A 25323-nucleotide genomic window follows, 5' to 3' on the forward strand; every position below is an offset into this window, starting at 1 on the left:
GACTCCATGTCAGAGCGCACGCTCATCCTAGTGAAGCCCGACGGCGTCGAACGCGGACTCGTGGGCGACGTGCTCGCCCGCATCGAGCGGAAGGGGTACCGCCTCGACCGACTCGAGCTCGTGCACCCGACGGACGCGCAGCTGGCCGCGCACTACGAGGAGCACGAGGGCAAGCCCTTCTACCAGCCCCTCGTCGACTTCATGAAGTCCGGCCCCGTCGTCGCGGTCATCGCGTCCGGTGAGGGCGTCATCCGCGGCTTCCGCGTGCTCGCGGGAACCACGGACCCCACGGAGGCCGCTCCCGGAACCGTGCGGGGCGATCTCGCCCGCGACTGGGGCGAGAAGGTCCAGAAGAACATCGTGCACGGCTCGGATTCCGTCGAGTCCGCAGAGCGCGAGATCGGCATCTGGTTTCCGGAGAGCGCCTGAGCCGGCTGCTCACCGACAGGCGGCGGACGCCTGAGGGAACCGCAGGCGCCTGAGGGCACCGTGCTGAGTGAACCGCGAGGGCGGGACGGGTCATCGACCGGTCCCGCCCTCGCGGTGTATGGAGTCGGAGCGCTGGGTGGAGTCAGAGCCGAGCGAACTCACACATGAGGGAACTCAGAACAGGTAACTCAGATGAGTGAACCGAAATACGTCCAGAACTGCGTGACCATGGTGGTCGCGATGATCAGCAGCCAGACTCCGGCGATGAGGAGTGGCATCGAGGCGAGGACGCGGAGGACCGTCGAATCCTGCGCGGTCCGCCCGAACGTGCCGCGCAGAACGTTCGCAGCGACGACCACGCAGAACTGCATGATCGTCACGACCCACACGATCATGCACCAGGGGCAGCCGACGCCGATCGTGAAGATCGAGGTGTACTGCAGGAACGTCACCAGCACGATCCCGCCCAGCAGGCCGACTGAGAGTCCGTTCATGACCCAGCGCGGAATATCGACGCGTGTCAGGAGCAGCACGCCCAGGACGATCGGGACGACGAAGGCGACGACTCCGATGAGCTGATTGGGGAACCCGAAGATCTCGGACTGCGGGTAGGCCATGACGCTGCCGCACGAGAAGAACGGATTCAGATCGCAGGCGAGCACAGCGTCAGGGTTCGCGAGGAGCCTGAGCTTGTCGATGGTGAGGGCGAAAGACGACAGGAGTCCCACGACCCCGGTGAGGATGAGGAAGGCGCCCATCCCGCGCTGCCCGGTGAACCACCGGCGGGGCTGTACGGGTGCGGGGGACGCGTCGAGAGTGCTCACTCCGAAAGGATGCCAGCGGGCGGCCGGGTGCGCAAAGGCTGAGAGTCCTTGTCAGGCGGATCAGCGCCGATCGGACGGTACTCCATCGGGCGGTACTCTGCTGGCATGGAGTTCCGGGACTACGACACCAGGCTCGCTGCCTATTGCGTCATCGTCGCCCAGGAGGACGGGCGCGACTGCGTCCTCCTCAGCATGCTCAGCGCCGAGCGGACGCGGTGGGGGAGCATGTGGACTCTGCCGGGTGGGGGAGTGGAGTACGACGAGGGCTTTGAAGGCGCGGCCCTGCGGGAGGTCAGGGAGGAGACCGGCTACGACGCGGAGATCCTGGGTGTGCTCGGCGCTCGGACGTTCACTCCGCAGCGGCGCGGGAGCGGGGAGCCGGACGGGAGGCCGTTCAAGAGCGCCGCGGTCATCTTCGAAGCTGTGGTGACCGGCGGCACGCTCGGCACACTGGAAGTGGGTGGCAGCACGGAGTACGCGGCGTGGGTGCCGATCGATGACGTCGCACCCGGTACTCCGTCCACGACACGCCTGCCGGACCATACGTCCGCCGGGCCGGAACGTGCGCGCGACGGGGTGCGCGTGGTGTCCACGGTCGGATACGCGCTGGATCTGTGGCGCCGTCTTCAGAGAATGCGCAGTCTGCCTGTGACATAATGATCGAAGTGCAGGTCCGTACACACCCGGGCCAGGCCCGCTTCCACCGAGCCGAGCAGCGCACGACGGATTCCTCGTCGTGCGGCACCCTCGCGCCGGTACGCCAAGCAGAAGCGGCACGTGTCAGGCCGCCGCGCGCATTCGCGCGAGCCGGACACGACGCACCGCAGGTTTCCATGCCCGCCGCTGATCGCCGGGCGCTGACGACCGACCGCGGTCGGGACGCAGGTGTGGCGCCCCGATCGTGGGCAGGAGATCCGACCCATGTCCAACACCCACGACGACGACCTGGACCCCACCGAGGGCATCCTGGCCGATCTGGCATCACTGCGCGCCTCGCGCGATGCAGCCGACGACTCCTCCGACTCCGACCCGGACAGACTCTCCGCACTCGATGAGATCGCGGCGGCCGCCGCCCGACTCCGTGAACACGAGGACGACGACGCGGTCCCCGACGACGCTGAGGGCGGGGACGGCGACCGCGACGCCCCCGCAGCCCGCACGGCGCAGACGACGACGGCCTCGGGCCAGGAGTCCAGAGCGCGATCGGCCCGCTCAGAGCGCTCGGCGGGGGCTTCGAGCGGCCTGGTCTTCGAGTCGTACGCATCGGATCGGGACTCCGACGACGAGGATTCCCACAGCTCCTCCGCTGCTCGTTCCGAGGGCGTCTCCCGCTCCGGTGCCCCTTCGGGCGCCGGAGCGCGAGACGACTCGGACGGCGCGTCACCGTCGCCGTCGGTGGATCCGCGCAATCCGTTCTCCCACTCCTCCGATGCCGCGACCGGTGCCTTCGCTCCGGCCGCGGTGCCCGCCGGGGGCGGCCTGCTCTTCCAGCCGCCGCAGGAGGACTTCGCACAGCCGGCGGACCCCGACTGGTACACGGACGATGACTCCGACGACGAGTACGACTCCGAGGACCGCTATGACGATCAGGAGTCCACGGACGACGACGCAGACTCGTCGTCCGACAGCGACAGCACCGGATCGGATGACGACGGTGGGGACGGACGCGGCCGTTCTCGTCGTCGCCGCGGGGGCAGGGGCCGTCGCTCCCGCGGTCGCGACCGCTCCTCGGATGACGGATCCGACGACGAGTCGGACGGCGGCCACAGCGCAGCCGATCGCAGTGGTGACGACGGGTCGACGTCAGACGCGGACGGCGGTCGGCGCGGCAGCCGGCGCGGACGCCGCCGCACGTCGTCCGGCAGCGACGACGCGCATGGCGACAGCGGTGCGGACTCCGGTGCCGGCGGGGACGGCGGCTCGGGCGAGCGGGTCGCCCACGGCGAGTCCGACGACGACGCGTCTCGCAGCGGTCGTTCCGACGGCGGCCAGGCGGTCGGCGATCGGTCCGGTCGACGGTCATCAGGCGACAGCGGCAGTGAGTCCGGAGACTCGTCGGACCAGCGCCATGGCGGGTCGTCCGACGACTCGGGAGACGCCCAGAACGATTCCGACGACGACTCCAGTTCGTCGCGCCGTCGCCGTCGCCGTCGTGGGCGCTCATCCCGTCGCGACGGCGGCGGGGGAGACACCGGATCGACGGGCGACGATCAGGTCACCTCGATCAAGGGCTCGACGCGGCTCGAGGCGAAGCGCCAGCGCCGTCGTGAGGGCAGGGAGGCGGGCAGGCGGCGTCCGCTGCTCACCGAAGCGGAGTTCCTGGCACGTCGCGAATCCGTGGATCGGACGATGCTCGTCCGCGAGCAGACCGACCGCACGCAGCTGGTCGTCCTCGAAGACGGCGTCACCGTCGAGCACTACCTCAGCGAGCACAAGGCGCAGGCCTCCCTCATCGGGAACGTCTACATGGGCCGCGTCCAGAACGTCCTGCCCAGCATGGAGGCCGCGTTCATCGACATCGGCAAGGGCCGCAATGCGGTGCTCTACGCCGGTGAGGTGAACTGGGACGCCCTCGGCATGAACGGCAAGCCGCAGCGCATCGAACAGGCGCTGAGCTCCGGCGACTCGGTCCTCGTCCAGGTGACGAAGGACCCTGTGGGCCACAAGGGTGCGCGGCTGACCAGCCAGATCTCGCTGCCCGGCCGCTTCCTGGTCTACATTCCCGGCAACTCCATGACGGGGATCAGCCGGAAGCTGCCGGACAACGAGCGCGCACGTCTCAAGAAGCTGCTCAAGGAGATTCTTCCGGAGCAGGCCGGCGTCATCGTGCGCACTGCGTCCGAAGGTGCGTCGGACGAGGAGCTGCGACGAGACGTGGACCGTCTCACGAAGCGGTGGGAGTCGATCCAGAAGAAGTCGAAGGCGCCCAAGCCGTCGGCACCCAAGCTGCTCTACAGCGAGCCCGACATGATCGTCCGCATCATCCGCGACGTGTTCAACGAGGACTTCGAAGCGCTCGTCGTCGACGGCGAGGGCGCATGGGACACGATCCACGAGTACGTCGAAGCAGTGGCCCCCGATCTCCTGGACCGTGTGAGCCGCTACGGAGCGGAGGGGACCCCCACCGCGGAGTCCGGTGCCGCCGGCACGGACATCTTCGACCACTTCCGCGTGAACGAACAGATCGAGAAGGCGCTCAGCCGGAAGGTGAACCTGCCTTCGGGCGGTTCGCTGGTCATCGACCGGACCGAGGCCATGACCGTGGTCGACGTCAACACGGGGAAGTTCACCGGATCCGGGGGCAATCTCGAGGAGACGGTGACGAAGAACAACCTCGAGGCCGCTGACGAGGTCATCCGACAGCTGCGTCTGCGTGACATCGGCGGGATCATCGTCGTCGACTTCATCGACATGGTGCTCGAGTCGAACCGCGACCTCGTGACACGCAGGCTCGTCGAGTGCCTCGCACGCGACAGGACCCGTCACCAGGTCGCAGAGGTCACGTCGCTGGGGCTCGTGCAGATGACCCGCAAACGGATCGGCACCGGCCTCGCGGAATCGCTCTCCGCGGCCGGCGAGGATCTGGCGGGTCGCGGACTCATGCTGCCGGGAAGCGACGAGAAGGATGCGGGCGGATCACAGCGCGGCGGCCAGCGCGGCCGCAGCCAGGGGAAGGGCGGCGACGGAGGATCGTCGCGCAGCTCGGACTCACGCCGCGGGTCCGACGGCGGACGTGGCTCGGGCGGGTCGTCGCGCGGGTCGAAGGAGCAGCCTGCGGCACAGGACGACGAGCGGGGCGTGGACGAGCAGACGAGCCAGTCGCGCTCTGCAGTCGCTGCCATCGCGAAGGCCACGCTCAAGAAGTCCGACGAGGAGACCGGCCAGGAGGCGGCTGCAGCGGCGACCGACGCGTCACCGAGCACGTCGGATGACTCGAAGTCGGAGGGACGGAGATCACGCCGCCGAGGCGGCCGTTCGCGCTCGTCGGCGAAGAACACCGATTCGCAGCGCACCGACGGCAGTCCCGCGGAAGAAGGTGCGGCGGATCATCAGGACTCACCCGCCGCGGCGGACACTCAGCCGAAGGCACCGTCCGCCCCGGAGTCGACCGGCCCGATGCCGCTCATGATCGGCGCCGACTCCACGACGACGGTGCAGACGAAGGTCGCGAAGACGGCAGATCGGCCCACGGCTGGACCTGTCACGGAGGACTCCCCGAGCACGACGGAGGACTCTCCGAGCACAGAGACGCTCAGCACCGAGCCGGCGGGCGCAGGTGCGTCGGAGTCAGCGGCTGCCACGACGACGGAGTCACAGGCTCCGGCCGCGCCCATCCTGATGCTCGGCATGGACGACTGACCCGCATCCGCCGCTGATCCTCCGTCCGGCAGGGACCCGGGCATCGCGCCAGCGATGCCCGGGTCCTTACCTTTTCGGTGATCTGTTCATGTCTGCACAGGTAACAATCAGGTAAACAGTGCCGTGTTGTCCGGCCCGGAGTGTGACGTGAGTCATGTGCACTTGTAGTGTCTGTGACCATGAACACACAGACTCTGGCGCACGTGAGCGCGCAGCCTGCCGGACAGGAGCAGGTCGTCAAGATCGAAGAGGCCGTCAACGGCGTCCTCGAACCTGTCGTCACGGCCATCGGCAATGTCGTCTTCTTCGCCGTGGGGCCCGTCCCCATCGTCGTGATCTGGCTGATCGTCGCCGCCGTCGTCTTCACGATCTACTTCGGCTTCATCCAGATCCGCGGCTTCAAAGTCGGACTCGAAGTCGTCTCCGGCAGGTACTCCAGCCCCAGCGACCCCGGTGAGGTCACGCACTTCCAGGCTCTGACGTCGGCAGTCTCGGGCACCGTCGGCCTGGGCAACATCGCCGGTGTGGGGGCCGCGCTCGCCATGGGCGGCCCCGGCGCGGCGTTCTGGATGATCATCGCCGGGCTGCTCGGCATGTGCACGAAGTTCGTGGAGTGCACCCTCGGCGTGAAGTACCGCGAGATCGACGCCGACGGAGTCGTCAACGGCGGCCCCTTCAAGTACCTCCCCGTGGCCTTCAAGAAGTTCCCCCGCGCCGTGGCCAGCGCACTGACCGGCTTCTTCGCCATCGCCATCCTGGTCTTCGGTGTGGCCGGCGGCGGCATGTTCCAGGCCAATCAGACCTATGTGCAGCTTCGCGAGGTCTCCGGCGGCGAGCAGAGCATCATCGCCGGGCCGACGGGTGGGCTGGTCATCGGCCTCCTCATCGCGTTCGTGGTCGGCCTCGTGATCCTCGGCGGGATCAAGTCGATCGGCAGGGTCACCAGTCGGCTCGTGCCGGCGATGGGCATCTTCTACGTGATCTCCTGCCTCATCGTCATCTTCGGCAACCTGGACCAGGTCGGCCCGGCACTCGCCACGATCGTCTCGGGCGCCTTCTCCATGGACAGTGTGGCCGGCGGCATCTTCGGCACCATGGTCGTGGGCTTCCAGCGGGCGGCATTCTCCAATGAAGCCGGCATCGGCTCCGCGCCGATCGCGCACTCGGCGGTGAAGACCCGTCGTCCGGTCTCCGAGGGCTTCGTCGCCCTCCTGGAGCCGTTCCTCGACACGATCGTCGTCTGCCTCATGACGGCACTCACGATCGTCATCGCCGCGGGCGCGGCGTACGACGGTGCACTGGCTGAGTTCGCAGAGACCGGGCTCTCCCCGGACGGCGTGTCGCTCGTCTCGGCCGGGTTCGCGACCATCTCGCCGTGGTGGCCGGTGTTCCTCGCCTTCGCGGTCATGCTGTTCGCGATCTCGACCCTCATCACGTGGGCGTACTACGGCCAGAAGGCGTGGCACTACCTCTTCGGCCGCCGGAAGTCCTCGGACGTCGTGTTCCGCTGCATCCTGCTCGCCTTCATCATCATCGGCTGCATCGCCTCCTTCGGGCAGATCGTGAACTTCGCCGATGCCGCACTGTTCTGCTGTGCATTCGTGAACATCCTCGGCCTCTACATCCTCATGCCGGTCGTCAAGCGTGAGATGAAGGAGTACCTGGCCGATCGGAAGTCCGGCAAGCTCCACGAGCTGGGCGCCGAAGACGATGCGCACCTGCAGAGGATCAGGGAGGAGCAGGGCAATGCCTGACCCGCGTCACTGATCAGGTCTCCTCTCAGACGCGCTGCGCGCCTCGGCACACGCCGGGGCGCGCAGCGCTGTATCGTGGGGGCTCGAGGAGCGTCGGGCGCCCGTCAGGGGCGTCGACGGCGACCCGTGACACCGTGGACACAGGAGGCGGAATGGCCGATATCCCCCGAGAGCTCGCCTCTCTGCGCGACAGCATCGACAATCTCGATGCGGTTCTCATCCACGTTCTGGCGGAGCGGTTCAAGCTGACGGAGCGGGTGGGGCGGCTCAAGGCGGAGCACGAGCTCCCGGCTGCGGACCCGGGACGCGAGGCCCGCCAGGTGGCGCGGCTGCGGACGCTCGCTGAGGAGGCGCACCTCGACCCTGAGTTCGCGGAGACGTTCCTCGCCTTCATCGTCGCAGAGGTCATCCGCCACCACGAGCGGATCGCCGACGAGGCCCGCGGGGCCGGCGGCGGAGACGCCCCAGGGGGCGAGCCCTCGCTTTGACCGCTGATCCACCCGTGCGCTAAGGTTGCTCGTCGGTGCTCTGAGCACCGACGAGCAGATCCCCCCTCGTAATGGGACCTCCGGGATCAGCCGGTCCCCACCGGCGCCGGAATCCAAGGAGGGGTCGCTCCGCACATGGAGAAGCCGCGCGGCATACGGCCGCGCGCAGGAGTGAAGCGAGAGGTACGCACATGGTCTACGCCATCGTCCGCGTCGGCGGCCATCAGGAGAAGGTCAGCGTCGGCGACGTCATCACCGTCAATCGGATCAAGGCGGAGGCCGGCGATTCCGTCGAGCTCCCCGCAGTCCTCCACGTGGATGGCGATACCGTCACCACGGCTGCAGATGCGCTGTCGAAGATCTCGGTCTCCGCAGAGGTTCAGAACGAACTCCGCGGACCCAAGATCGTCATCCAGAAGTACAAGAACAAGACGGGTTACAAGAAGCGTCAGGGCCACCGCCAGGACCTCACCCGACTCAAGATCACCGGCATCGCCTGAGCGACAGCGACATCTGAAGGAGAATACCCATGGCAACAAAGAAGGGCGCAAGCTCCACGAAGAACGGCCGCGACTCGAATGCCCAGCGCCTCGGCGTGAAGCGCTTCGGCGGCCAGGTCGTCAGCGCGGGCGAGATCCTCGTCCGCCAGCGCGGCACTGCCTTCCACCCCGGCGCGAATGTGGGGCGCGGCAAGGACGACACGCTGTTCGCGCTGTCGGCCGGCACTGTCGAGTTCGGCGCGAAGGGCGGCCGCAAGGTCGTCAACATCCTCGCGGGCTGATACCAGCACCTCTGCGAACCGCAGTACGAGCGGGGCGAGTCGATCACGACTCGCCCCGCTCCTGCGTTCTCCGACCCGTACGGTGCGTGGGATCGGCCACCACCGTAGGATCGTGGGTGCGCCCCACCTCCGTCATCCCGTCCCTTCCATCCCTGTGAGGCACCCATGGCCACTGAGTTCATCGACCGCGTCACCCTGCACATCGCAGGCGGCGACGGCGGAAATGGCTGCGTCTCCATCAGACGTGAGAAGTTCAAGCCTCTGGGCGGCCCCGACGGTGCGAACGGCGGCGACGGAGGAACCGTCGTGCTCGAGGTCGACTCGCAGACCACGACGCTCCTGCCCTACCACCGCTCCCCGCACCGCAGGGCAGCTCACGGTGGAATCGGCAAGGGCGATCTGCGCCACGGTGCCGACGGAGGCGAGCTGGTCCTCCCCGTTCCAGAGGGCACCGTCGTGAAGACGAAGACCGGTGAGGTGCTGGCGGACCTGGTGGGCCACGGGACGCGCTACATCGCCGCTGCGGGCGGACGTGGCGGTCTCGGCAACGCCGCACTCGCGTCGAGGAAGCGCAAGGCTCCAGGCTTCGCTCTGCTCGGGATTCCGGGGGAGGAGCGCTCGCTCGTCCTCGAGATCAAGTCGGTGGCGGACATCGCCCTCGTGGGATTCCCGTCTGCGGGGAAGTCCAGCCTCATCGCGGCGATGTCAGCGGCACGGCCCAAGATCGCGGAGTATCCGTTCACGACTCTGGTGCCCAACCTCGGTGTCGTGGAGGCGGGCGGGACCCGCTTCACCGTCGCTGATGTCCCCGGCCTCATTCCGGGTGCCGCAGAGGGCAGGGGACTCGGGCTCGAGTTCCTGCGTCACGTCGAGCGCTGTGCAGGCCTGGTCCACGTGATCGACCTCGCGACGTGGGAGCCCGAACGGGACCCCGTGAACGACCTGCGGGCGATCGAGGCGGAGCTCTCCGACTACGCAGTCGACATCGCCCACGGCGGTGATCTGCTTCCGCTCGACGAGCGGCCGACCCTCGTCGCCCTCAACAAGATCGACGTGACCGATGGTCGGGAGATGGCCGATATGGTGCGCCCCGATCTGGAGGCTGCGGGCTACCGCGTCTTCGAGATCTCCGCCGTGTCGCACGAGGGCCTGCGCGAGCTGTCGTTCGCGATGGCTGGCCTCGTGGAGGCCGAGCGCGCCCGTCGCGAGGCTGATCCCGAAGTGCCGGAGCGGGTGGTCCTGCGACCTCGCGCGGTCGACGACAAGGGCTTCCGCGTCGTCGTCGAGCATGCCGATGATGAGCCCGTCTACCGGATCCTGGGCGACAAGCCCGAGCGATGGATCCTGCAGACGGACTTCGCCAATGACGAGGCTGTCGGCTATCTGAGCGACCGGCTCGATCGTCTGGGAATCGAGCCGGAGCTCTTCCGTGCCGGTGCGGTGCCCGGTTCGACGGTCGTCGTCGGTGCGGGTGACGGAGTCGTCTTCGACTGGGACCCCACGATGGTCGGAGGTGCCGAACTGCTCGGCGGCCGTGGTTCGGACGCACGCTTCGAGGATCGCACGCGTGCAACGCGCCGCGAGCGCAAGGAAGCATTCCACGACCGTATGGATGCGAAGGCGGCGACCCGCGCGGAGTTCGAGGCTGAGCGCGTCGCGGAGAACGTGGCCAGGGAGCGCGAGGCTCGTGCGGAGCAGGCTGCCCGCTCTGCACAGGCGCGTGACGAGGACGGCGGCGAGGACGGGCGGTCGTGATCTCTGAGGCCCTGACCAGGGCCCAGGTGAGCGAGGCGAAGCGGATCGTCGTGAAGATCGGCTCGTCGTCGCTCACGACGATGGCGGACGGGCTCGACCACGACCGGCTGCGCCGGATCGCAGACGTCCTGGGCGCCGAACGCGCCGCCGGCCGGGAGGTCGTCCTGGTGTCGTCCGGAGCTGTCGCCGCAGGACTCGATCCGATGGGCATTTCCCGGCGCCCCAAGGACCAGGCGACGAAGCAGGCTGCCGCGGGAGTGGGACAGAGTCTTCTGATGGCGGCCTACACCCAGGCGCTGGCCGCGCATCGACTGGTCCCCGCGCAGGTGCTGCTCACGGCCGACGATCTCATCCACCGCGCGAAGTACCGCAATGCCCAACGCGCCGTCGAGCGCATGCTGTCTTTGGGGATCTTCCCCATCGTGAACGAGAACGACGCAGTCGTCTCCCACGGCGTGCGGTTCGGTGACAACGACCGGCTCTCGGCACTGGTCGCCCACCTCATCCATGCGGAGGCGCTCGTCCTCCTCTCCGACGTCGATGCGCTGTGCACCGCGCCGCCGGGGACTCCGGGCAGCGAGCGGGTGCCGTTCGTATCGGGCCCCGAGCATCTGGAGGAGCTGAGCATCGGCGGCACCGGTGCGGCAGGGACCGGGACCGGTGGAATGGTGACCAAGGTCCAGGCCGCGACGATGGCGGCCGACTCCGGGATCGCCACCATCCTCACGTCGGCAGACCGCGTGGCGGAGGCCGTCGCGGGCGACGACGTCGGAACGGCCTTCGGCGTGACCCACCGCCGACGATCCACGCGTCTCCTGTGGTTGGCGCATCTCGCGCAGAAGCACGGGACCGTGCACGTGGACGAGGGTGCGGCCCGAGCGGTGTCGGAGAGGGGCCGGTCCCTCCTCGCCGTCGGTGTGACGGGTGCGGACGGCGGCTTCGACGCGGGCGATCCCGTGGACGTCCGCGGTCCCGATAGCGCGCTCGTGGCGCGCGGCATCGTCAACTTCGCCGAGGACGAACTCCCCGCGATGCTCGGGAAGTCGTCGGAGGAGTTGGGCAACACTCTCGGGGCGGACTACCGTAGAGAGGTCATCCACCGGAACGACATGGTCCTCACGGACGCGGTTTTCGAGCAAGGGGAACAATGACGACTGACATCAGCCCACGGGTGGTCCGCGGGGTCACGCGTGTCGTGGCGGCGGCGAAGGGGGCGTCCAGCGGTGTTGCCCAGGCATCGACGCGTCTCAAGGACGAAGCGCTCGAAGCGATCGCGCGGAGTCTGGAAGAGAATGTCGAGGACATCCTGGCGGCGAACGCAGAGGACATCGAGACTGCGCGCAAGCGCGGGATCGACGAGCCGCTCATCGACCGCCTGAGCCTGTCGGAAGCAAGGATCCTGGACATCGCAGGCGCTGTCCGCGAAGTCATTCGACTGCCCGATCCGGTGGGAACGGTGGAGCACGGCAGGACGATGCCCAATGGGATGCGCGTCTCGCAGGAGCGCGTACCGGTCGGAGTCGTCGGTGCGATCTACGAAGCGCGCCCGAACGTCACGGTCGACATCGCGGCGCTCGCGCTCAAGTCCGGCAACGCGGTGGTCCTGAGGGGCGGGTCCGCAGCCCGTTCGTCGAACACGCTCCTCATCGAACTCCTCCGCAAGGCTGCGGAGTCCGTCGGGCTGCCCGCGGCGAGCGTGAGCGGGATCGACGAATTCGGCCGCGACGGCACGACCGTGCTCATGCAGGCACGGGACTATGTGGACCTGCTGATCCCGCGCGGGGGAGCGGACCTCATCTCCACGGTGGTGCACGAATCACTGGTCCCCGTCATCGAGACGGGAGTGGGCAACGTGCACATGTTCGTCGACTCTTCTGCCCCGGTCCGGATGGCCACGGATCTCGTCCTCAACTCGAAGACGCATCGTCCCAGCGTCTGCAATGCGCTGGAGAACCTGCTGATCCATGAGAAGGCTGCCAAGCGGGTGCTGCCGAAGATCCTCACGGCGCTGCACGCGGCCGGCGTCGTGGTGCGTGCAGACAAGTCCGTCGAGGAGTTCGCTCCGGAGGGCATGAAGATCCGGCGCGTCACACGGCGGGACTGGGCCAAGGAGTACCTCGGCCTCGAACTGGCCGTGAAGCTGGTGGCGAACGTCGACGAGGCGATCGAGCACATCCACGCGTACACCTCCGGCCACACCGAAGTCATCGTGACGAACGACCTGTCGAATGCCGACACCTTCGTCCAGGCGGTCGACGCCGCGGCTGTGGGAGTCAATGTCTCGACCCGCTTCACCGATGGCGGACAGCTCGGTCTGGGTGCCGAGGTCGGGATCTCGACGCAGAAGCTCCACGCACGGGGTCCGATGGGCCTCGACGCGCTCACGACCACCAAATGGATCATGCGCGGCAGCGGGCAGATCCGCACGTAGCCGCATGCAGCCGGAGTTCGGGCGGCGGGCCGCTTCTGCAATCGCCGATACGACATGAGAGACTTGTCCCGAACTATCGACCACAGACACGAAATCGAAGGACGTAGACCATGGCGACTTCCATCCTCGCTTCCGTTGCGGCGACCCCGCACGTCGTGTACGAGCTCCCGATCCCTCCGATCGGCTTCGGGCTCATCACCTTCGCGATCCTCATGTTCCTGGGCGTCATCACGCTGTCGTGGAAGGGCATCGCACACCGCCACTGATACGTTCGTCGAACTACGACTTCTCAGCGAGTGAATCCCGTCCACGCAGACGTACCGCCCCGCCGCATCGGTGTCATGGGCGGTACTTTCGATCCCATCCACCACGGTCACCTCGTCGCCGCGAGCGAAGCAGCGGCGACCTTCGAGTTGGACGAAGTGGTGTTCGTGCCGACCGGCCGGCCATGGCAGAAGGAGGAGCGCCAGGTGTCCGCCGCGGAGGACCGCTACCTCATGACGGTCATCGCGACGGCATCGAACCCGCGCTTCACGGTGTCGCGTGCGGACATCGATCGACCGGGACACACCTATACGATCGACACGCTGAGGGACCTCCGCCAGGTGTACGGTGAAGGCGCGGACATATTCTTCATCACGGGCGCAGACGCGCTCGCGCAGATCCTGTCGTGGAAGGATTCGGACGAACTCTTCGCCCTCGCGCACTTCGTGGGCGTATCCCGTCCCGGGCACGCGCTGACCGGCGATGGACTGCCGACCGGCAGGCTCAGTCTGCTGCAGATCCCAGCGCTCGCGATCTCGTCCACCGAGTGTCGAGAGCGTGCGGAGAAGGATCTGCCCGTCTGGTACCTGGTGCCGGACGGCGTCGTCCAGTACATCGCTAAGCACAATCTGTACAGGAGTGACATTGGCTGAGAAGTTCATGACGCGACGGGAGCGCCGCGAAGCCGAGCGCCGCGCGGCAGACGAGGCGTACGACGCTCAGCAGTCGCCTGAGGCAGAAGAAGCAGGGGCGCCTGCTGAGACTCTTGACAAGGAGCCGGAGGCGACGACCTCTCCCGCACCGGATGAGGCGCCTGCGGACGCTCCCGAACCGGAGCCCACGACTCCCGGCACTCCTGCAGGGACTGACGCTCCCGCAGAGACTGACGCTCCCGGAGGCATTGACGCTCCCGCAGAGACCGACACACCCGCAGAGACTGACACACCCGCAGAGACTCCTGAGGTGCCCCGGTTCGCATCACGCGGCGAGCGCAAGAGGTTCCTGCGCGAGCACGACCTCCCGTCGGACATCTCGACGGCCGCTATTCCCCAGGTTCTGGCCGAGCGAGATGCAGGAGACGCCACGGCTGAAGCGTCGACAGGAGACGCGCCCCAGGACGCTTCGGATCAGGACGCTTCGGATCCGGACGGTTCCGGTGGTGGCCAGTCCGCAGCCGGCACTCAGCCAACCGCAGCAGTCGCAGGCACGCCCGCTGAAGAGTCCGCTGCCACGGCCCCGGAGATCCACGCCGACTCCAGCGCGAACCAGGGGCCCGCAGGGGAAGCAGACGTCGAACCTGCGGGGGTCACAGACCTCGACGAGAACGTCTCCGAAGCGGAAGAACCGGTCGACGAGGACGTGGAGGCACTGCCGGCCGACGCTGACGCGGCCACAGCACCCGATGCGGCCACCGCACCCGGCGCGGCTACAGCACCCGGCACGGTCACGGCACCCGACGCGGCCTCAGCACCCGACGCGGCTTCAGCACAGGCCGACGGCGATACCGACACGGATGCTGACCTGGTCGCGGACGAGTCAGCTGAGGGTGCGGACCGGGATGCCGCTGCCGCGAGCGACCCGACGGCAGACTTCGATCTCGCGCGGCATCGCGTCGATGCGAGCCCGTCCGGCCCCGATTTCGAGACCAGTTCCACGGCCGTCATCGCGCCGTCCGCCATCGGCGACTTCGATGCGCCACTGCGCCGCCGCACTCCCGTGGTCAAGCCTCCGACGGGCTCGAACATCCGCGTCGTGACCGGAGCCCTGCCGATCATCACCCCGGAGGACCTCGATGAGAACCCTCCGACGACCCCGCTGGCGGCGATCGATGAAGCATCGCTCGGTACCGGCACGTTCAGCACCGCCTCGCGCGCATCAACCGGTCAGGCCACCGTCGCAACCGCCGCTCGCAGTGACGTGTGGCATGGTGCCGGGGCTGGCGGCGCCGACGAAGAAGAGGACTCCGATGAACTCGAAGAGCCGCCGGCCACGCCCATGAGCGCTCGGTCCGTGACGAACGAGGACGGCGAGATCCTGGTCGCCGAACGCAATTCCATGGTCCCGTACATCGTCCTGGGCGCTGCGGGCTTCGTCGCCCTCGCCCTGGTCGTCATCGCTCTGTTCCTGCTCCTCTGACCGCATCCCGGAAGGACCTTGTGTCAGCCACACCTGAAGCCGTCTCCCTCGCCCGATCCGCCGCCTTCGGCGCCGCTGAGAGGCGCGGATCGGACATCGTCGCGCTGGACGTCAGCGCGCAGCTGGTGATCACGGACGTGTTCGTCGTCGTATCGGCCTCCTCGGAGCGTCAGGTTGCGGGCATCGTCGATCGAGTCGAAGAGCTCCTGCTCGAGGAGCACGGAGCGAAGCCCGTACGCCGGGAGGGGAAGAGCGGGGGCCGCTGGGTCCTGCTGGACTTCGCCGATATCGTCGTGCACGTCTTCCATCAGGAGGATCGGGAGTTCTACGCGCTGGAGCGCCTGTGGAAGGACTGCCCCGTGGTCGACGTGGCGGAGGCCGTCGCCTCGGCCGAGGCCATCGCGCCGGCTGATCCCGGATCCGAGGAGGAGTGACGGTGGTTCGATCACTCACGCTCCTGCGCCACGGACGCACCTCCTACAACGCCGAAGGTCGGTTCCAGGGCCAGGTGGACGTCCCTCTCGACGAACTCGGCGAGGCACAGGCCCGTGCGGTAGGGGTGCACCTCGCGGGGTCATCGACCGTTTCGCGCATCGTGTCATCGGACCTGCGCCGTGCCGCGCAGACCGCTCAGGCCCTCTCCGATGAGGCGGATGTCGCAGTGGAGTTCGACAGTGCGCTGCGGGAGATCTCCGTGGGCGACTGGGAAGGCCACACCCGCGATGAGGTCGCGACGATGTGGCCGGATGAGCTCGATGCCTGGCTCGCCGGAGTCGACATGCGCCCGCCCGGTGGAGAGAGCCGTGATGAGTCGGCGACGCGCGTCCACGGTGCGATCACGCGGCTGGTTGCGGAATCCGGCGCGGACAGCGACCTCGTGGTGGTCGCCCATGGTGCTGTCATCCGCGGAGCAGCGGAGATGCTGCTCGGGATGGAGCACGGCGAAGGTCGTCTGGGCGTGCTCTCCAACTGCACGTATGCGCGGCTGAGCCCGGGCCGCGACGGCTGGGTGCTGCGCAGCTGGGAAGGCGGAGCCGAATCGGTCGCGCTCGCGCGTCCGGGCGAGGACGCCACGGTCGTCGCCGCGCGCTGAGCGCACTCTCCAGCCGCTGAGCGCACATACTCTCCAATCCCTGAGTACCAGCCCACCAGGCAGCCCACCAGGCAGCCCTCCACGCAGTCTTCCAGGCAGTCATCCCACCAGACAGTCATTCCATCAGGCTGCGTGCCAGTTCCAGCAGGGTGCGGGCCGACGAGTCCCAGGAGTGAGCAGCCGCCCGCTGCGGCGCGGCGGCCGAAGCCCGGGACCACTGGGCAGGGTCCTCCAGGCTGCGGACTGCACGGGCGAAGTCCTGAGGGTCGTCGGGATCGGCGAACCGCGCGGGGGAGCCGGCAGTCTCCGTGCCGCCTGCGATCTCGCGGAAGATCGGCATGTCCGTCAGGACGACGGGGACCCCGCGTGACAGGGCTTCGACGACGGGCAGACCGTATCCTTCGGCGCGCGAGGCCGTGACGAGTGCCGTCGCGCGATCCAGCAGCGAGGCGTACTCCTCATCACTGATTCCACGGTGGAAGACCGCACGCGCACCGTCCGGCACGAGTGCACGCAGCTCTGCCTCTCGCCGCGGTGAGATGCGCGAGGCCAGGTGCAGCGTGTATCCGGGCAGCCACGCGAGCGATCGGACCAGGGCCTCGGCGTTCTTGTAGGGCAGGAACGCGCCCATGTAGACGAGGGTGCGCGCGTCGTGCCCGCTGGCGCGTGCGGGCAGCGGGTCGACCGGGTCAGCCGCATTCGGGACGACCGTCGGTGGCCGACGCGTGAGTGAGTGCTCGACCATGAGGTCCCGTGTGGTCTGCGACACCGTCGCGACGGCATCTGCGCGATCGAGCAGCAGCCGCTGTGGCCAGTACGACGTGTGGAACGCGCGCCAGAGGCCCCGGATCGGCAGCGGGAGGTCCCGCGGCGGAGTGGGGTATGCGTAGTAGATGAGGTCGTGCAGGGTGAGTATCAGCTGGTAGTCCCTGCCCCACGAGCCCATGGTCTGCATGGGGGAGAAGACGATGTCCGGATCCAGCTTGTTCACCTGGCGGGCCAGGAGGGGCTCTGCCGGCGACGTGGGGGCCGAGACCCGATGGGTGGGAACGGGAGGGAGCATCTCGACCTGCCGGGGGTCGCTCACGAGCGCCTCGACAGACACGGTCGGATCCACTGCGGCGAGACGCGTGAGACCGCCCAGGATCCCCGCTCCGTACCGAGAGATGCCGTCATGCCGCGGCCAGCGGGTGTACCGCGCATCGAACAAGAATCTCATGCTCCTCAGCGTATCCGCCCCGCCAGGTCCCGAGCGGCGGCGACTTTGCACCCCTTTCACACGACTCTGTAAGGTGAAGTAACTGAAACTTCTACCTCCGGACGACGCTGTCACTGCCGTGAGGAACTGACAGCGAACCGGAGGTGAGCGAGGGTGTCGATCGTGTGGACACTGGGTGTGCTCGCGGTGATCGTGGCTCTCACGCCCGCCATCACCGCGCGCCTCGGCAGGCATTCGGGCTGGGTGCTCGCTGCGGGGTATCTGGCTGCGACCGCGACCTTCCTGCCGGCCGTGAAGGCGGCTCTCGACGGTGCGCCGCTCGAATGGACGCGTCCGTGGATCCCGGGCCTGGGAGTCGAACTGGCGTTCCGCGCAGACGGGATCGGCGTCGTCTTCACCCTCATCGCCCTGCTCGTGGGGGCTGCGGTGCTCGCCTACTCCACCGGCTATCTGGGCGCTGGCCGACAGCTCAGCTTCTACTGGCTGATGTGCACCTTCACGCTCGCGATGACCGGGCTGGTCCTGACCGATGACCTGCTGGTCCTGTTCCTCTGCTGGGAAGTGACCAGCCTCGCCTCCTTCCTGCTCATCGCGCGGTCCGGCACCACGGCCGAGGCCCCCTCGATGAGGACTCTCCTCCTCACCTTCCTCGGTGGGCTGACACTCCTGGTGGCGATCGCCGGAATCATCGTCGTCACCGGGACGACCCGCATCAGCGAAGCGCTCACGTCGGCGGCCTGGGAGGGTGCCGATCCCGCGCTCGTCGCGACGATCGCCGTGCTGGTCGCAGTGGCGGCGATGACGAAGTCCGCACAGTTCCCGTTCCACTCCTGGCTGCCCGACGCCATGGCCGCAGCGACCCCTGTGAGTGCCTACCTGCACGCCGCCGCAGTCGTGAAGGCGGGTGTCTTCCTGCTCATCCGCTTCAGCCCCGCCTTCAACGATGTTCCGGCCTGGAACGGACTCCTCATCGTCGCGGGGCTCGTCACGACAGCACTCGGCGGATGGTTCGCACTCAACCAGTCCGACATCAAGAAGCTGATGGCCTACTCGACCGTCAGCCAGTTGGGACTCATCACCGCCGCGATCGGTGTGGGCACGGAGATGGCGATGGTGGCGGCGGTGCTCCACGTGATCGCCCACGCGCTCTTCAAGTCCGGTCTGTTCATGATGGTGGGCGTCATCGACCACGTGGCTCACACCCGTGAGGTCGGCAGGATCCCGCGGCTCATCGGACGCGCACCCGCCTCGTTCGCGGTCGTGGTGGTGGGCTGCGCCTCGATGGCCGGGGTGCCGCCGATGCTGGGCTTCGTGTCGAAGGAGTCCGTGTTCACGGGCCTGCTCGACGCTCCTGGGGCCGCGTGGACGGGCTGGGCCGCACTGATCGCCGGTGCAGCAGCCTCAATCCTCACGTTCGCCTACTGCGCCAAGCTCGTCTTCGGCTCATTCGTCGACGGCGACGCACCCCAGGACGACGAACTCGGTTCTCAGTCGCCGGTCATGCTCGTGTTCGCTGCGCTGCCGATCCTCGCGTCCGTCCCGCTGGCCTTCATGCTCCCGCAGCTCGAGCGCCTAGTCGTCCCCGCGGTGACAGCCGCGCTGCCGGGCACGGCGCCGGAACCGCATCTCGCTCTCTGGCACGGTCTCACTCCTGAACTGGCTGCGACGACGGCGATCTTCGCGATCGGAGTCGTCATCATCGTCGCGCGCCGCAGGGTGTGGCGGTTCTTCGGTCGTGCCGTCCTCCCCTTCGACGGGGCGGACGTCATCAACGCGATCGAATCGGCGTTCATCCGTCCCGCCCACGCACTCTTCCGCTTCACTGCACCTGTGCGCGCCGCCCGGCACGTGGTTCCGGGCCTGGGACTGCTCGCCGTCGTGATACTGGCCGGAGTCGCAGCGATCGTGCAGGGACCGGGTCTGCCCCCCTTGCAGGAAGGGCTCAATCGCCCCATCGATGCGGTCCTCCTCGTCCTGATCACGATCGCAGTCGCGGTCGCCTGCCTCGCACAGTCGCGGATGACAGCAATCGTGGCCCTGTCCGCCGTCGGCATCCTCGCGACCGTCCAGATCATGTCGCTCGGGGCGCCGGACGTCACCCTCACGCAGCTCCTCGTCGAGGCCATGACGATCATCATCATGATGCTGGTGCTGCAGAAGCTCCCCCGCACCTTCTGGAAGTATCCGCGCAGAGCCCAGCTCAAGCGCGGAGCGTTCGCCCTCCTCATCGGCGTCTCCATGGGTGTCGCGACGTGGGCGCTGGTGGGTCGCCGCGAGCGCTCCGATCTCGCGATGTACTACCTCGAGCAGGCTCCCGAGGTCTCCGGCGGCGACAACATCGTGAATACGATCCTCGTCGAGTTCCGCGCTCTGGATACACTGGGCGAGCTCACGGTGCTCGGCATGGCCGGCATCGCGATCGTGGCCGTCATGTCGTCGGTGCGCGACCGATACATCGATCCTCCCGCCTCGGATGTCCCCGAAGTGCCGCGCACTCCGTACGTGCGGCTCGGCCACACCGCGGCGCAGCGTGCTGCGTTCGTCGCCTGGCCGAACGTGATTCCGGTCCAGCTCACGGTCCGTCGCCTGATCCCGATCCTCGTCATCACCTCGGCGATCGTGTTCTGGCGCGGGCACAACGAGCCGGGCGGAGGCTTCATCGCCGCCCTCATCGGGTCGGCAGTCATCGGACTGCTCTACATGTCGACGACCACGGATCGTGCGATCGGTCCGCCGCAGGCGCCTGTCGGACTGATCGGCGGCGGGGTGCTCATCGCAGTCCTCACCGGTGGTGTGGGTCTCATCTTCGCCGGTTCGTTCCTCGAGCCGTTGCACGGCTACTTCCTGGGCGAGCACTTCACGACCTCGATGCTGTTCGACGTGGGTGTCTACATCGCGGTGCTCGGCCTCATCCTCATCAGCTTCAACCTATTGGGGACCTCCGATTCCGCGTTCACCCCCGCGGGCGACGACGTCCTGGTCGAGGGGACCATGATCCGAGACGTCGACGACGAGACGACTGAGAGCACGCGCGAGCGCGTCGACGAGATGGTGTACGGCGAGATGTCGGGCCCCATGGATTCGGTGCGGGGTGAGCGCCCCTCCTGGTGGCGCCGGACCCCGGACCAGCGCAAGCGGCGTCGACGAGCGCACACGGCGTCCATGTCCCGTGGTCGGGAGTCAGAGGGGAACGGATCATGATCCTCGCTGTGACAGTTGCGGTCCTGGTGACCGGCGGTGTGTATCTCACGCTGCAGCGCTCGATGGTGCGCGCGGTCTTCGGGATGACGATGATCTCCCACGCGGCGAACTTCATGCTGCTGGCCTCCGGGGTGTCCGCGTGGCGCGGCGAGCCGCTCAACGGCCGCACTGACGTCACGCTCGCCGCCGATCCGCTTCCGCAGGCTTTCGTCCTCACCGCCATCGTCATCACGCTGGCCATCACCATCTTCATGTTGTCGACCGCGGTGTTCGGCCACGACGACGACCAGTACCGTCTTCCGGAGACAGGGGAGGAGCGCTGATGGAGAATCCTCCTATCGCAGCACCCGGCGATTCCGCACTGCTGCTTCTGCTCCTCGCCGTGCCGCTCGCCGCCACCGCGCTGAGCACACTCATCAAATCGCGGGCATTCGACCGCACACTGCTCATCGGCGTACCCGTCTTCGTGGGTGCTGCGGCGGTCGTGCTGCTGGTGCTCCACGTGGATCAGCCGGTGATCGCCCATTCCGTGGGCGGGTACCTCAACGGGCTCGCGATCCCGATCGTGTCGGACAGCTTCGCCGCTCTGCTCCTGCTCGTGACGAGCATCGCGTCCGTCCTGTGCGGCTGGTTCCTCATCTCCACGGGCGAGGACCAGTACCGCTTCGTGCCCGCGCTCATCCTCATGATGGTGACGGGTGTGTACGGCACGATCCTCACCGGCGATCTCTTCAACATGTTCGTGTTCGTCGAGGTGATGGTGCTCCCGTCCTACGCACTCATCGCGGTGACGGGCACATGGCGCCGACTGGGTGTCGCTCGGATGTTCGTCATCGTGAATCTTCTGACCTCGACGCTCCTCTTGGCGGGGGTGGGCTTCGTCTACGGGACGATGGGCACCGTGAACATCGGGACACTCGCGGCGATGGACGAGATCGACGCACCGGGCCAGCTCGCTCTGGGCGTCGTGGTCGTGGCGTTCCTCATCAAGGCCGGCGCCGTGCCCGCGCACACCTGGCTGGTGCGGTCGTACCCCAACACATCCGCCGGGATGATGGCTCTGTTCTCCGCACTCCACAGCAAGGTCGCGATCTATGCGATCTTCCGGATCTACGGCACGATCTTCGGGGAACCACCCGCGTGGACGTGGGCGCTGGCGATCGTCGCGGTCGCATCGATCCTCGTGGGCTCGCTGTCCGGCATGGCGGAGAACCGTGTGCGCAACACCCTCGCCGTGCAGATGACATCCGGCGTGGGGCACATCCTCGTGGGCGTCGTCCTGCTCACGTCGGCGGCACTCCAGGCAGGAATCTTCTACACCGTCCATCACATCCTCACGATGGCGGGGCTGCTCCTGGTGTTCGGAGCCGTGGAGCAGACGTACGGCACCGGGCTGTATCGGAAGCTGACGGGACTCGCGAGACGAGAGAAGGCGACCGCCGTCCTCGTCGTGCTGGGGCTCTTCTCACTCGTCGGGCTGCCGCCGACATCGGGACTGTGGGGCAAGGTGGGACTGGTCGTGGCAGCTGCCGTCCCCACGGACGGCGACTCCACATCCGTCATGGGCTGGGTGCTCATCGCGGCGATCATCGTCGGTTCCGCCCTGAGCCTCTTCGCCCTCATCCGGCTGTGGCGCGGCGTCTTCTGGGGCGATGATCCGGACACGTACTATCCCGACGGCCGCCTCACCGGGCGATCACGGGCGACGTCCCTGACCGCTGATGTGCGGATACCCGCCCGGCTGCTGGTTCCGGGCGCGGTCCTCATCGGTCTGTCCGTGATGCTCTTCATCGCGCCGCAGCCGCTCATCGACGTGACGCAGAGGTCTGCGGACGGACTGCTCTCCAACGGCGACTACATCAGGGCGGTGCTCGGCCATGGTTAATCCGCTCAGGCTCATCGGATACTTCCTCTGGATGGGCAAGGAGATCGTGACCGGCACGGTCGATGTCATCGTCGCTCTGTTCACCCCTCGGGGGTACAGCAGCCCGATGATCGTCCAGCTCCCGCTGCGGTGCACAACGGATCTGGAGATCACGATGTTCGCATCCTCGATCACGATCACTCCCGGCACACTCGTCGCCGCGATCGCGGCGAGCGATGGAGCCGACGATCCGCCCACATTGTTCGTGCACGTGCTCTTCGCCGGCTCCGAGGACGAGGCGATGACTGATCTCTACGACATGGAGAGGCGATTGCTGACGGCGATGCGCGGCAAGCCGCCCCGTCCTGCGCTCGAGGTCTTCGGGAGGGATGAAGCATGACATTCGTCTTCTGGACCGCGATCGCGATCTTCGCCGTCGCGATCGGTGTGGGGCTCGTGCGGGTGGCATCGGCGAAGGATCTGGGCTCACGTGCGATCATCGGAGACCTCGTGTACTTCGCCGCTATCGGCATCCTCACGATGATCGCGATGCTCACCGACATATCGATCATGCTCGATGTGATCTTCCTGTCGTCGCTGCTGGGCATCCTCGCGACGATCGCACTGGCCCGGATCCTCACGAGGGGGCATCGCTGATGACCACCGCCATCGATGTCTTCATCGCCTTCTGCGTCCTGAGCGGTTCCCTGCTGGTTCTGACCAGCGCGCTCGCGATGTTCCGCGCGAAGGACGCGCTGTCCCGGATCAACGTGTTCTCACCGGCGACCGGTCTGGGCATGCCGCTGGTCATCGTGGGATGCTACGTGTACCTGCTCCAGCGGGAGGGCTTCTCCCTCTACCACCTGTTCATCGGGCTCGTCGGGTTCGCCTCGCTCATCATCGTCAGCTCGATCGCTTCGAACACGCTGTCGCGCGCGACCCTGCTGTCGGGCTCACCGGTGCACAGGTACACGCGTCCCAATCGCCTGGCGTACGCCCGCGGCGAGGACCCGCACGTCGATGGTCCTGCTGCGATGCATGAACCCGACGAGGCGCAGGTGGGCGACGAAGCGCAGGTGGGCGACGAGCCCCGCGGCGACGACCCGGCGGGCAACTGACCGCCGAGTCCCGGCAGCGTGCGCGTCCTGCACGCGCTTGTCCCCGCCGTCAGTCCTGATCCATCGTGCGCGCGAACGTCTCGATCGCGTCGGCCACCGCGGCAGGGCGTTCGTAGTGGAGCAGATGGCCCACTCCCGTCAGTGTCTCCGCGTCGACCGGAACGTGCCTCTCGCGCAGATCGGCCACGAAGCCCCGGGCCGCCTCGATCGGCGCGATGAGGTCGTCGTCGCCGGCGACCACCAGCAGGGGGCCCGACGTGCGCGCCAGTTCGGCTGCGACCTCGGCGACGGTGTGCTCGGTCGAGACGCGGTACGCCTCTGCCAGCGACCGCCGGTCCGCGTACTCAGAGAAGTGGCGTGCGTGCTGATCGTGGATGAAGCGCCGGGTCATGCGATCGGATGACGTGGCCATCACCTCGCTCATGCCGCGGACGATGAAGGGGTTCGCGAGCAGCGCGGAGCCCAGCCGGTCCGGCAGAGCAGCGCCTGCGGCGTAGTAGAGGCGGGTGAGCTGGGTGAGCAGCCGTGCGGAGCCCTCGAGAGCCGGCTGCACGATGGGGGAGAGGAGTCCCACACCGCAGCTGATGTCCGGTGAGTGCGCGTAGGCATGTGCCGCGAGCACGGATCCGAAGCTGTGTCCGACCAGGGTCGGCCGTGCGCCGGACGCCGATTCCGCCGCGGCGCAGAGGGCCTGGATGTGGGTGGTGAATGCAGCGAGGTCGAGTCCGGCTCGGGGCACGGGAGCACTGCCGAATCCCGGGAGATCGGGGACCCAGACATCGCGGTCGCGCAGCTCATGGGCGATGAGGGCGAGGCCGTGGTGGTCCCCGCGGAAGCCGTGGATGAGCACGAGGGGCCTTCGGCGCGTCGACGGTGCGTCTGCCGAGCTCCTCGCCGGGTACAGCCAGACTGCAGGTGGAGCGGCTGCCGTGCGCACGGTGGCGGCGGAGGAGGCGGCAGCCGCCCGCGGCGGTGAGTCCGGGGATGGACCACTCGGGAACGGCCAGGGGAAGTCGCTGCCGGCAACGAGCCTCTGAGAGGGCGGGAACTGCATAGTCGGAGTCTACGGTCACCGCCCGTCGCTCGTTTTGCATTCGACTGCGAGTCGACCTAATATGTATCGAGTCGCCCGGACGCGGGAGGACACCTACGGGGGTATGGCGCAGTTGGTAGCGCGTCTCCATGGCATGGAGAAGGTCAGGGGTTCGAATCCCCTTACCTCCACGTAGATGAGCAAGCGGAAGAAGCCCCGTCGGATGACGGGGCTTCTTCGCATTCACCGCGCCCGTACCCCACGGGTCCTGCCGTGCGCGGGGACGCTGGGGGTTAAAGGCCAAAAAGTGTGTCTGGCTTGGGCGTGTCTACCGGGATCTTCCTCCCCATCCTTGCTGGATCCCGTTGCCGTCTTCCGGGCTGAACGCGGTGTCATAGGCAGCTGGCCCGATCTGTTCCTCGGCGATGCTGGGTGATCGCTTCGGTGTGAATCGCCCCGGGTTTAATGGAGACATCGATAACCCGGAAGGATGGGCGGCATGGTCGCACCACGAAAGTACCCCGACGAGCTACGCGAGCGAGCCACGAGGATGGCGATCGATGCGCGCAAAGAT

The 25323-nt window shown here is 67.6% G+C and carries 25 protein-coding genes and 1 tRNA gene; 23 read left to right on the top strand and 3 right to left on the bottom strand.

The features are described from left to right. Positions 1-6: 6 nt before the first annotated feature. Positions 7-429 carry a nucleoside-diphosphate kinase gene (ndk, locus tag BJEO58_RS12185; RefSeq protein ID WP_101589742.1) on the top strand — a complete coding sequence of 141 codons (423 nt, stop codon included), beginning with the start codon at positions 7-9 and terminating at the stop codon, positions 427-429. Between the two features lie 188 nt (positions 430-617). On the opposite strand, the gene BJEO58_RS12190 is transcribed toward ndk, so the two are convergent. Further along, positions 618-1253, bottom strand: a complete 636-nt coding sequence (locus tag BJEO58_RS12190; RefSeq protein ID WP_246076021.1) for a vitamin K epoxide reductase family protein — start codon at positions 1251-1253, stop codon at positions 618-620. A gap of 105 nt (positions 1254-1358) precedes the next feature. On the opposite strand from BJEO58_RS12190, the gene BJEO58_RS12195 reads away from it, so the two are divergent. The 14 genes from BJEO58_RS12195 (at position 1359) to BJEO58_RS12255 (ending at position 16314) form a co-directional block, all read left to right on the top strand. After that, positions 1359-1910 carry an NUDIX hydrolase gene (locus BJEO58_RS12195; RefSeq protein WP_101589744.1) on the top strand — a complete coding sequence of 184 codons (552 nt, stop codon included), beginning with the start codon at positions 1359-1361 and terminating at the stop codon, positions 1908-1910. A 264-nt stretch (positions 1911-2174) separates the two neighbouring features. Next, positions 2175-5612, top strand: a complete 3438-nt coding sequence (locus BJEO58_RS15090) for an Rne/Rng family ribonuclease (RefSeq protein ID WP_219617111.1) — start codon at positions 2175-2177, stop codon at positions 5610-5612. Positions 5613-5791: 179 nt separating this feature from the next. Beyond that, a complete protein-coding gene (locus tag BJEO58_RS12205) occupies positions 5792-7366 on the top strand; it encodes an alanine/glycine:cation symporter family protein (protein WP_101589771.1) in 1575 nt (524 codons plus the stop codon). A 152-nt stretch (positions 7367-7518) separates the two neighbouring features. Next, entirely contained in the window at positions 7519-7854 is a 336-nt protein-coding gene (locus tag BJEO58_RS12210) for a chorismate mutase (RefSeq protein ID WP_101589745.1), read from the top strand. A 191-nt stretch (positions 7855-8045) separates the two neighbouring features. After that, on the top strand, positions 8046-8354 hold the full coding sequence (rplU, locus tag BJEO58_RS12215) for a 50S ribosomal protein L21 (RefSeq protein WP_087006058.1): 309 nt from the start codon (positions 8046-8048) through the stop codon (positions 8352-8354). A 29-nt stretch (positions 8355-8383) separates the two neighbouring features. After that, positions 8384-8635: a 50S ribosomal protein L27 gene (gene rpmA / locus BJEO58_RS12220; protein WP_101589746.1), complete on the top strand. Its 252-nt coding sequence runs from the start codon at positions 8384-8386 to the stop codon at positions 8633-8635. A gap of 165 nt (positions 8636-8800) precedes the next feature. After that, positions 8801-10390: a GTPase ObgE gene (gene obgE / locus BJEO58_RS12225; RefSeq protein ID WP_101589747.1), complete on the top strand. Its 1590-nt coding sequence runs from the start codon at positions 8801-8803 to the stop codon at positions 10388-10390. After that, a complete protein-coding gene (proB, locus tag BJEO58_RS12230) occupies positions 10387-11541 on the top strand; it encodes a glutamate 5-kinase (protein ID WP_101589748.1) in 1155 nt (384 codons plus the stop codon). Before obgE ends, proB begins: the two co-directional genes overlap by 4 nt. Then, the gene (locus BJEO58_RS12235) at positions 11538-12821 is read left to right on the top strand and encodes a glutamate-5-semialdehyde dehydrogenase (RefSeq protein ID WP_101589749.1); all 1284 of its coding nucleotides are present in this window, start codon (positions 11538-11540) and stop codon (positions 12819-12821) included. The genes proB and BJEO58_RS12235 overlap by 4 nt, the downstream gene beginning before the upstream one ends. Before the next feature lie 110 nt (positions 12822-12931). Further along, complete coding sequence (locus tag BJEO58_RS15015) at positions 12932-13087, top strand: hypothetical protein (protein WP_180951943.1); 156 nt, start codon at positions 12932-12934, stop codon at positions 13085-13087. Positions 13088-13117: 30 nt separating this feature from the next. Continuing rightward, positions 13118-13738, top strand: coding sequence for a nicotinate-nucleotide adenylyltransferase (gene nadD / locus BJEO58_RS12240; RefSeq protein WP_257904216.1), 621 nt, complete (start codon positions 13118-13120; stop codon positions 13736-13738). Continuing rightward, a complete protein-coding gene (locus BJEO58_RS12245) occupies positions 13731-15221 on the top strand; it encodes a hypothetical protein (RefSeq protein ID WP_101589750.1) in 1491 nt (496 codons plus the stop codon). The genes nadD and BJEO58_RS12245 overlap by 8 nt, the downstream gene beginning before the upstream one ends. Positions 15222-15241: 20 nt before the next feature. Beyond that, a complete protein-coding gene (gene rsfS / locus BJEO58_RS12250; protein ID WP_101589751.1) occupies positions 15242-15655 on the top strand; it encodes a ribosome silencing factor in 414 nt (137 codons plus the stop codon). 2 nt (positions 15656-15657) lie between these two features. Then, complete coding sequence (locus BJEO58_RS12255; RefSeq protein WP_101589752.1) at positions 15658-16314, top strand: histidine phosphatase family protein; 657 nt, start codon at positions 15658-15660, stop codon at positions 16312-16314. A gap of 115 nt (positions 16315-16429) precedes the next feature. Here the strand turns inward: BJEO58_RS12255 and BJEO58_RS12260 are convergent, their stop codons facing one another. Then, entirely contained in the window at positions 16430-17533 is a 1104-nt protein-coding gene (locus BJEO58_RS12260) for a glycosyltransferase family 4 protein (RefSeq protein ID WP_101589753.1), read from the bottom strand. A 153-nt stretch (positions 17534-17686) separates the two neighbouring features. On the opposite strand from BJEO58_RS12260, the gene BJEO58_RS12265 reads away from it, so the two are divergent. Genes BJEO58_RS12265 through BJEO58_RS12290 form a run of 6 tightly spaced genes read left to right on the top strand, consistent with a single transcriptional unit; the run spans position 17687 to position 23716 of the window. Next, positions 17687-20734: a DUF4040 family protein gene (locus tag BJEO58_RS12265; RefSeq protein ID WP_246076020.1), complete on the top strand. Its 3048-nt coding sequence runs from the start codon at positions 17687-17689 to the stop codon at positions 20732-20734. Next, entirely contained in the window at positions 20731-21057 is a 327-nt protein-coding gene (locus tag BJEO58_RS12270; RefSeq protein ID WP_101589754.1) for a sodium:proton antiporter, read from the top strand. The genes BJEO58_RS12265 and BJEO58_RS12270 overlap by 4 nt, the downstream gene beginning before the upstream one ends. Then, entirely contained in the window at positions 21057-22619 is a 1563-nt protein-coding gene (locus tag BJEO58_RS12275) for a monovalent cation/H+ antiporter subunit D family protein (protein WP_101589755.1), read from the top strand. The genes BJEO58_RS12270 and BJEO58_RS12275 overlap by 1 nt, the downstream gene beginning before the upstream one ends. Further along, positions 22612-22998 (top strand): Na+/H+ antiporter subunit E, encoded by a 387-nt coding sequence (locus BJEO58_RS12280; protein ID WP_101589756.1) that lies wholly within the window; start codon positions 22612-22614, stop codon positions 22996-22998. The genes BJEO58_RS12275 and BJEO58_RS12280 overlap by 8 nt, the downstream gene beginning before the upstream one ends. Next, positions 22995-23255 carry a monovalent cation/H+ antiporter complex subunit F gene (locus BJEO58_RS12285; RefSeq protein ID WP_101589757.1) on the top strand — a complete coding sequence of 87 codons (261 nt, stop codon included), beginning with the start codon at positions 22995-22997 and terminating at the stop codon, positions 23253-23255. The genes BJEO58_RS12280 and BJEO58_RS12285 overlap by 4 nt, the downstream gene beginning before the upstream one ends. Further along, positions 23255-23716 (top strand): cation:proton antiporter, encoded by a 462-nt coding sequence (locus tag BJEO58_RS12290; RefSeq protein ID WP_101589758.1) that lies wholly within the window; start codon positions 23255-23257, stop codon positions 23714-23716. Before BJEO58_RS12285 ends, BJEO58_RS12290 begins: the two co-directional genes overlap by 1 nt. 49 nt (positions 23717-23765) lie before the next feature. Here BJEO58_RS12290 and BJEO58_RS12295 read toward each other — a convergent pair whose 3' ends face one another. Continuing rightward, a complete protein-coding gene (locus BJEO58_RS12295) occupies positions 23766-24566 on the bottom strand; it encodes an alpha/beta fold hydrolase (protein ID WP_246076019.1) in 801 nt (266 codons plus the stop codon). On the opposite strand from BJEO58_RS12295, the gene BJEO58_RS15270 reads away from it, so the two are divergent. Both BJEO58_RS15270 and BJEO58_RS12300 read left to right on the top strand, forming a co-directional pair. Continuing rightward, positions 24559-24753 carry a hypothetical protein gene (locus tag BJEO58_RS15270; protein WP_246076018.1) on the top strand — a complete coding sequence of 65 codons (195 nt, stop codon included), beginning with the start codon at positions 24559-24561 and terminating at the stop codon, positions 24751-24753. The two genes, BJEO58_RS12295 and BJEO58_RS15270, sit on opposite strands and share 8 nt — an antisense overlap. 114 nt (positions 24754-24867) lie before the next feature. Then, positions 24868-24940: transfer RNA gene (locus BJEO58_RS12300), tRNA-Ala, on the top strand. Positions 24941-25323: the final 383 nt, after the last annotated feature.

It is taken from the genome of Brevibacterium jeotgali (assembly GCF_900169175.1).
GTDB classification, from domain to species: domain Bacteria; phylum Actinomycetota; class Actinomycetes; order Actinomycetales; family Brevibacteriaceae; genus Brevibacterium; species Brevibacterium jeotgali.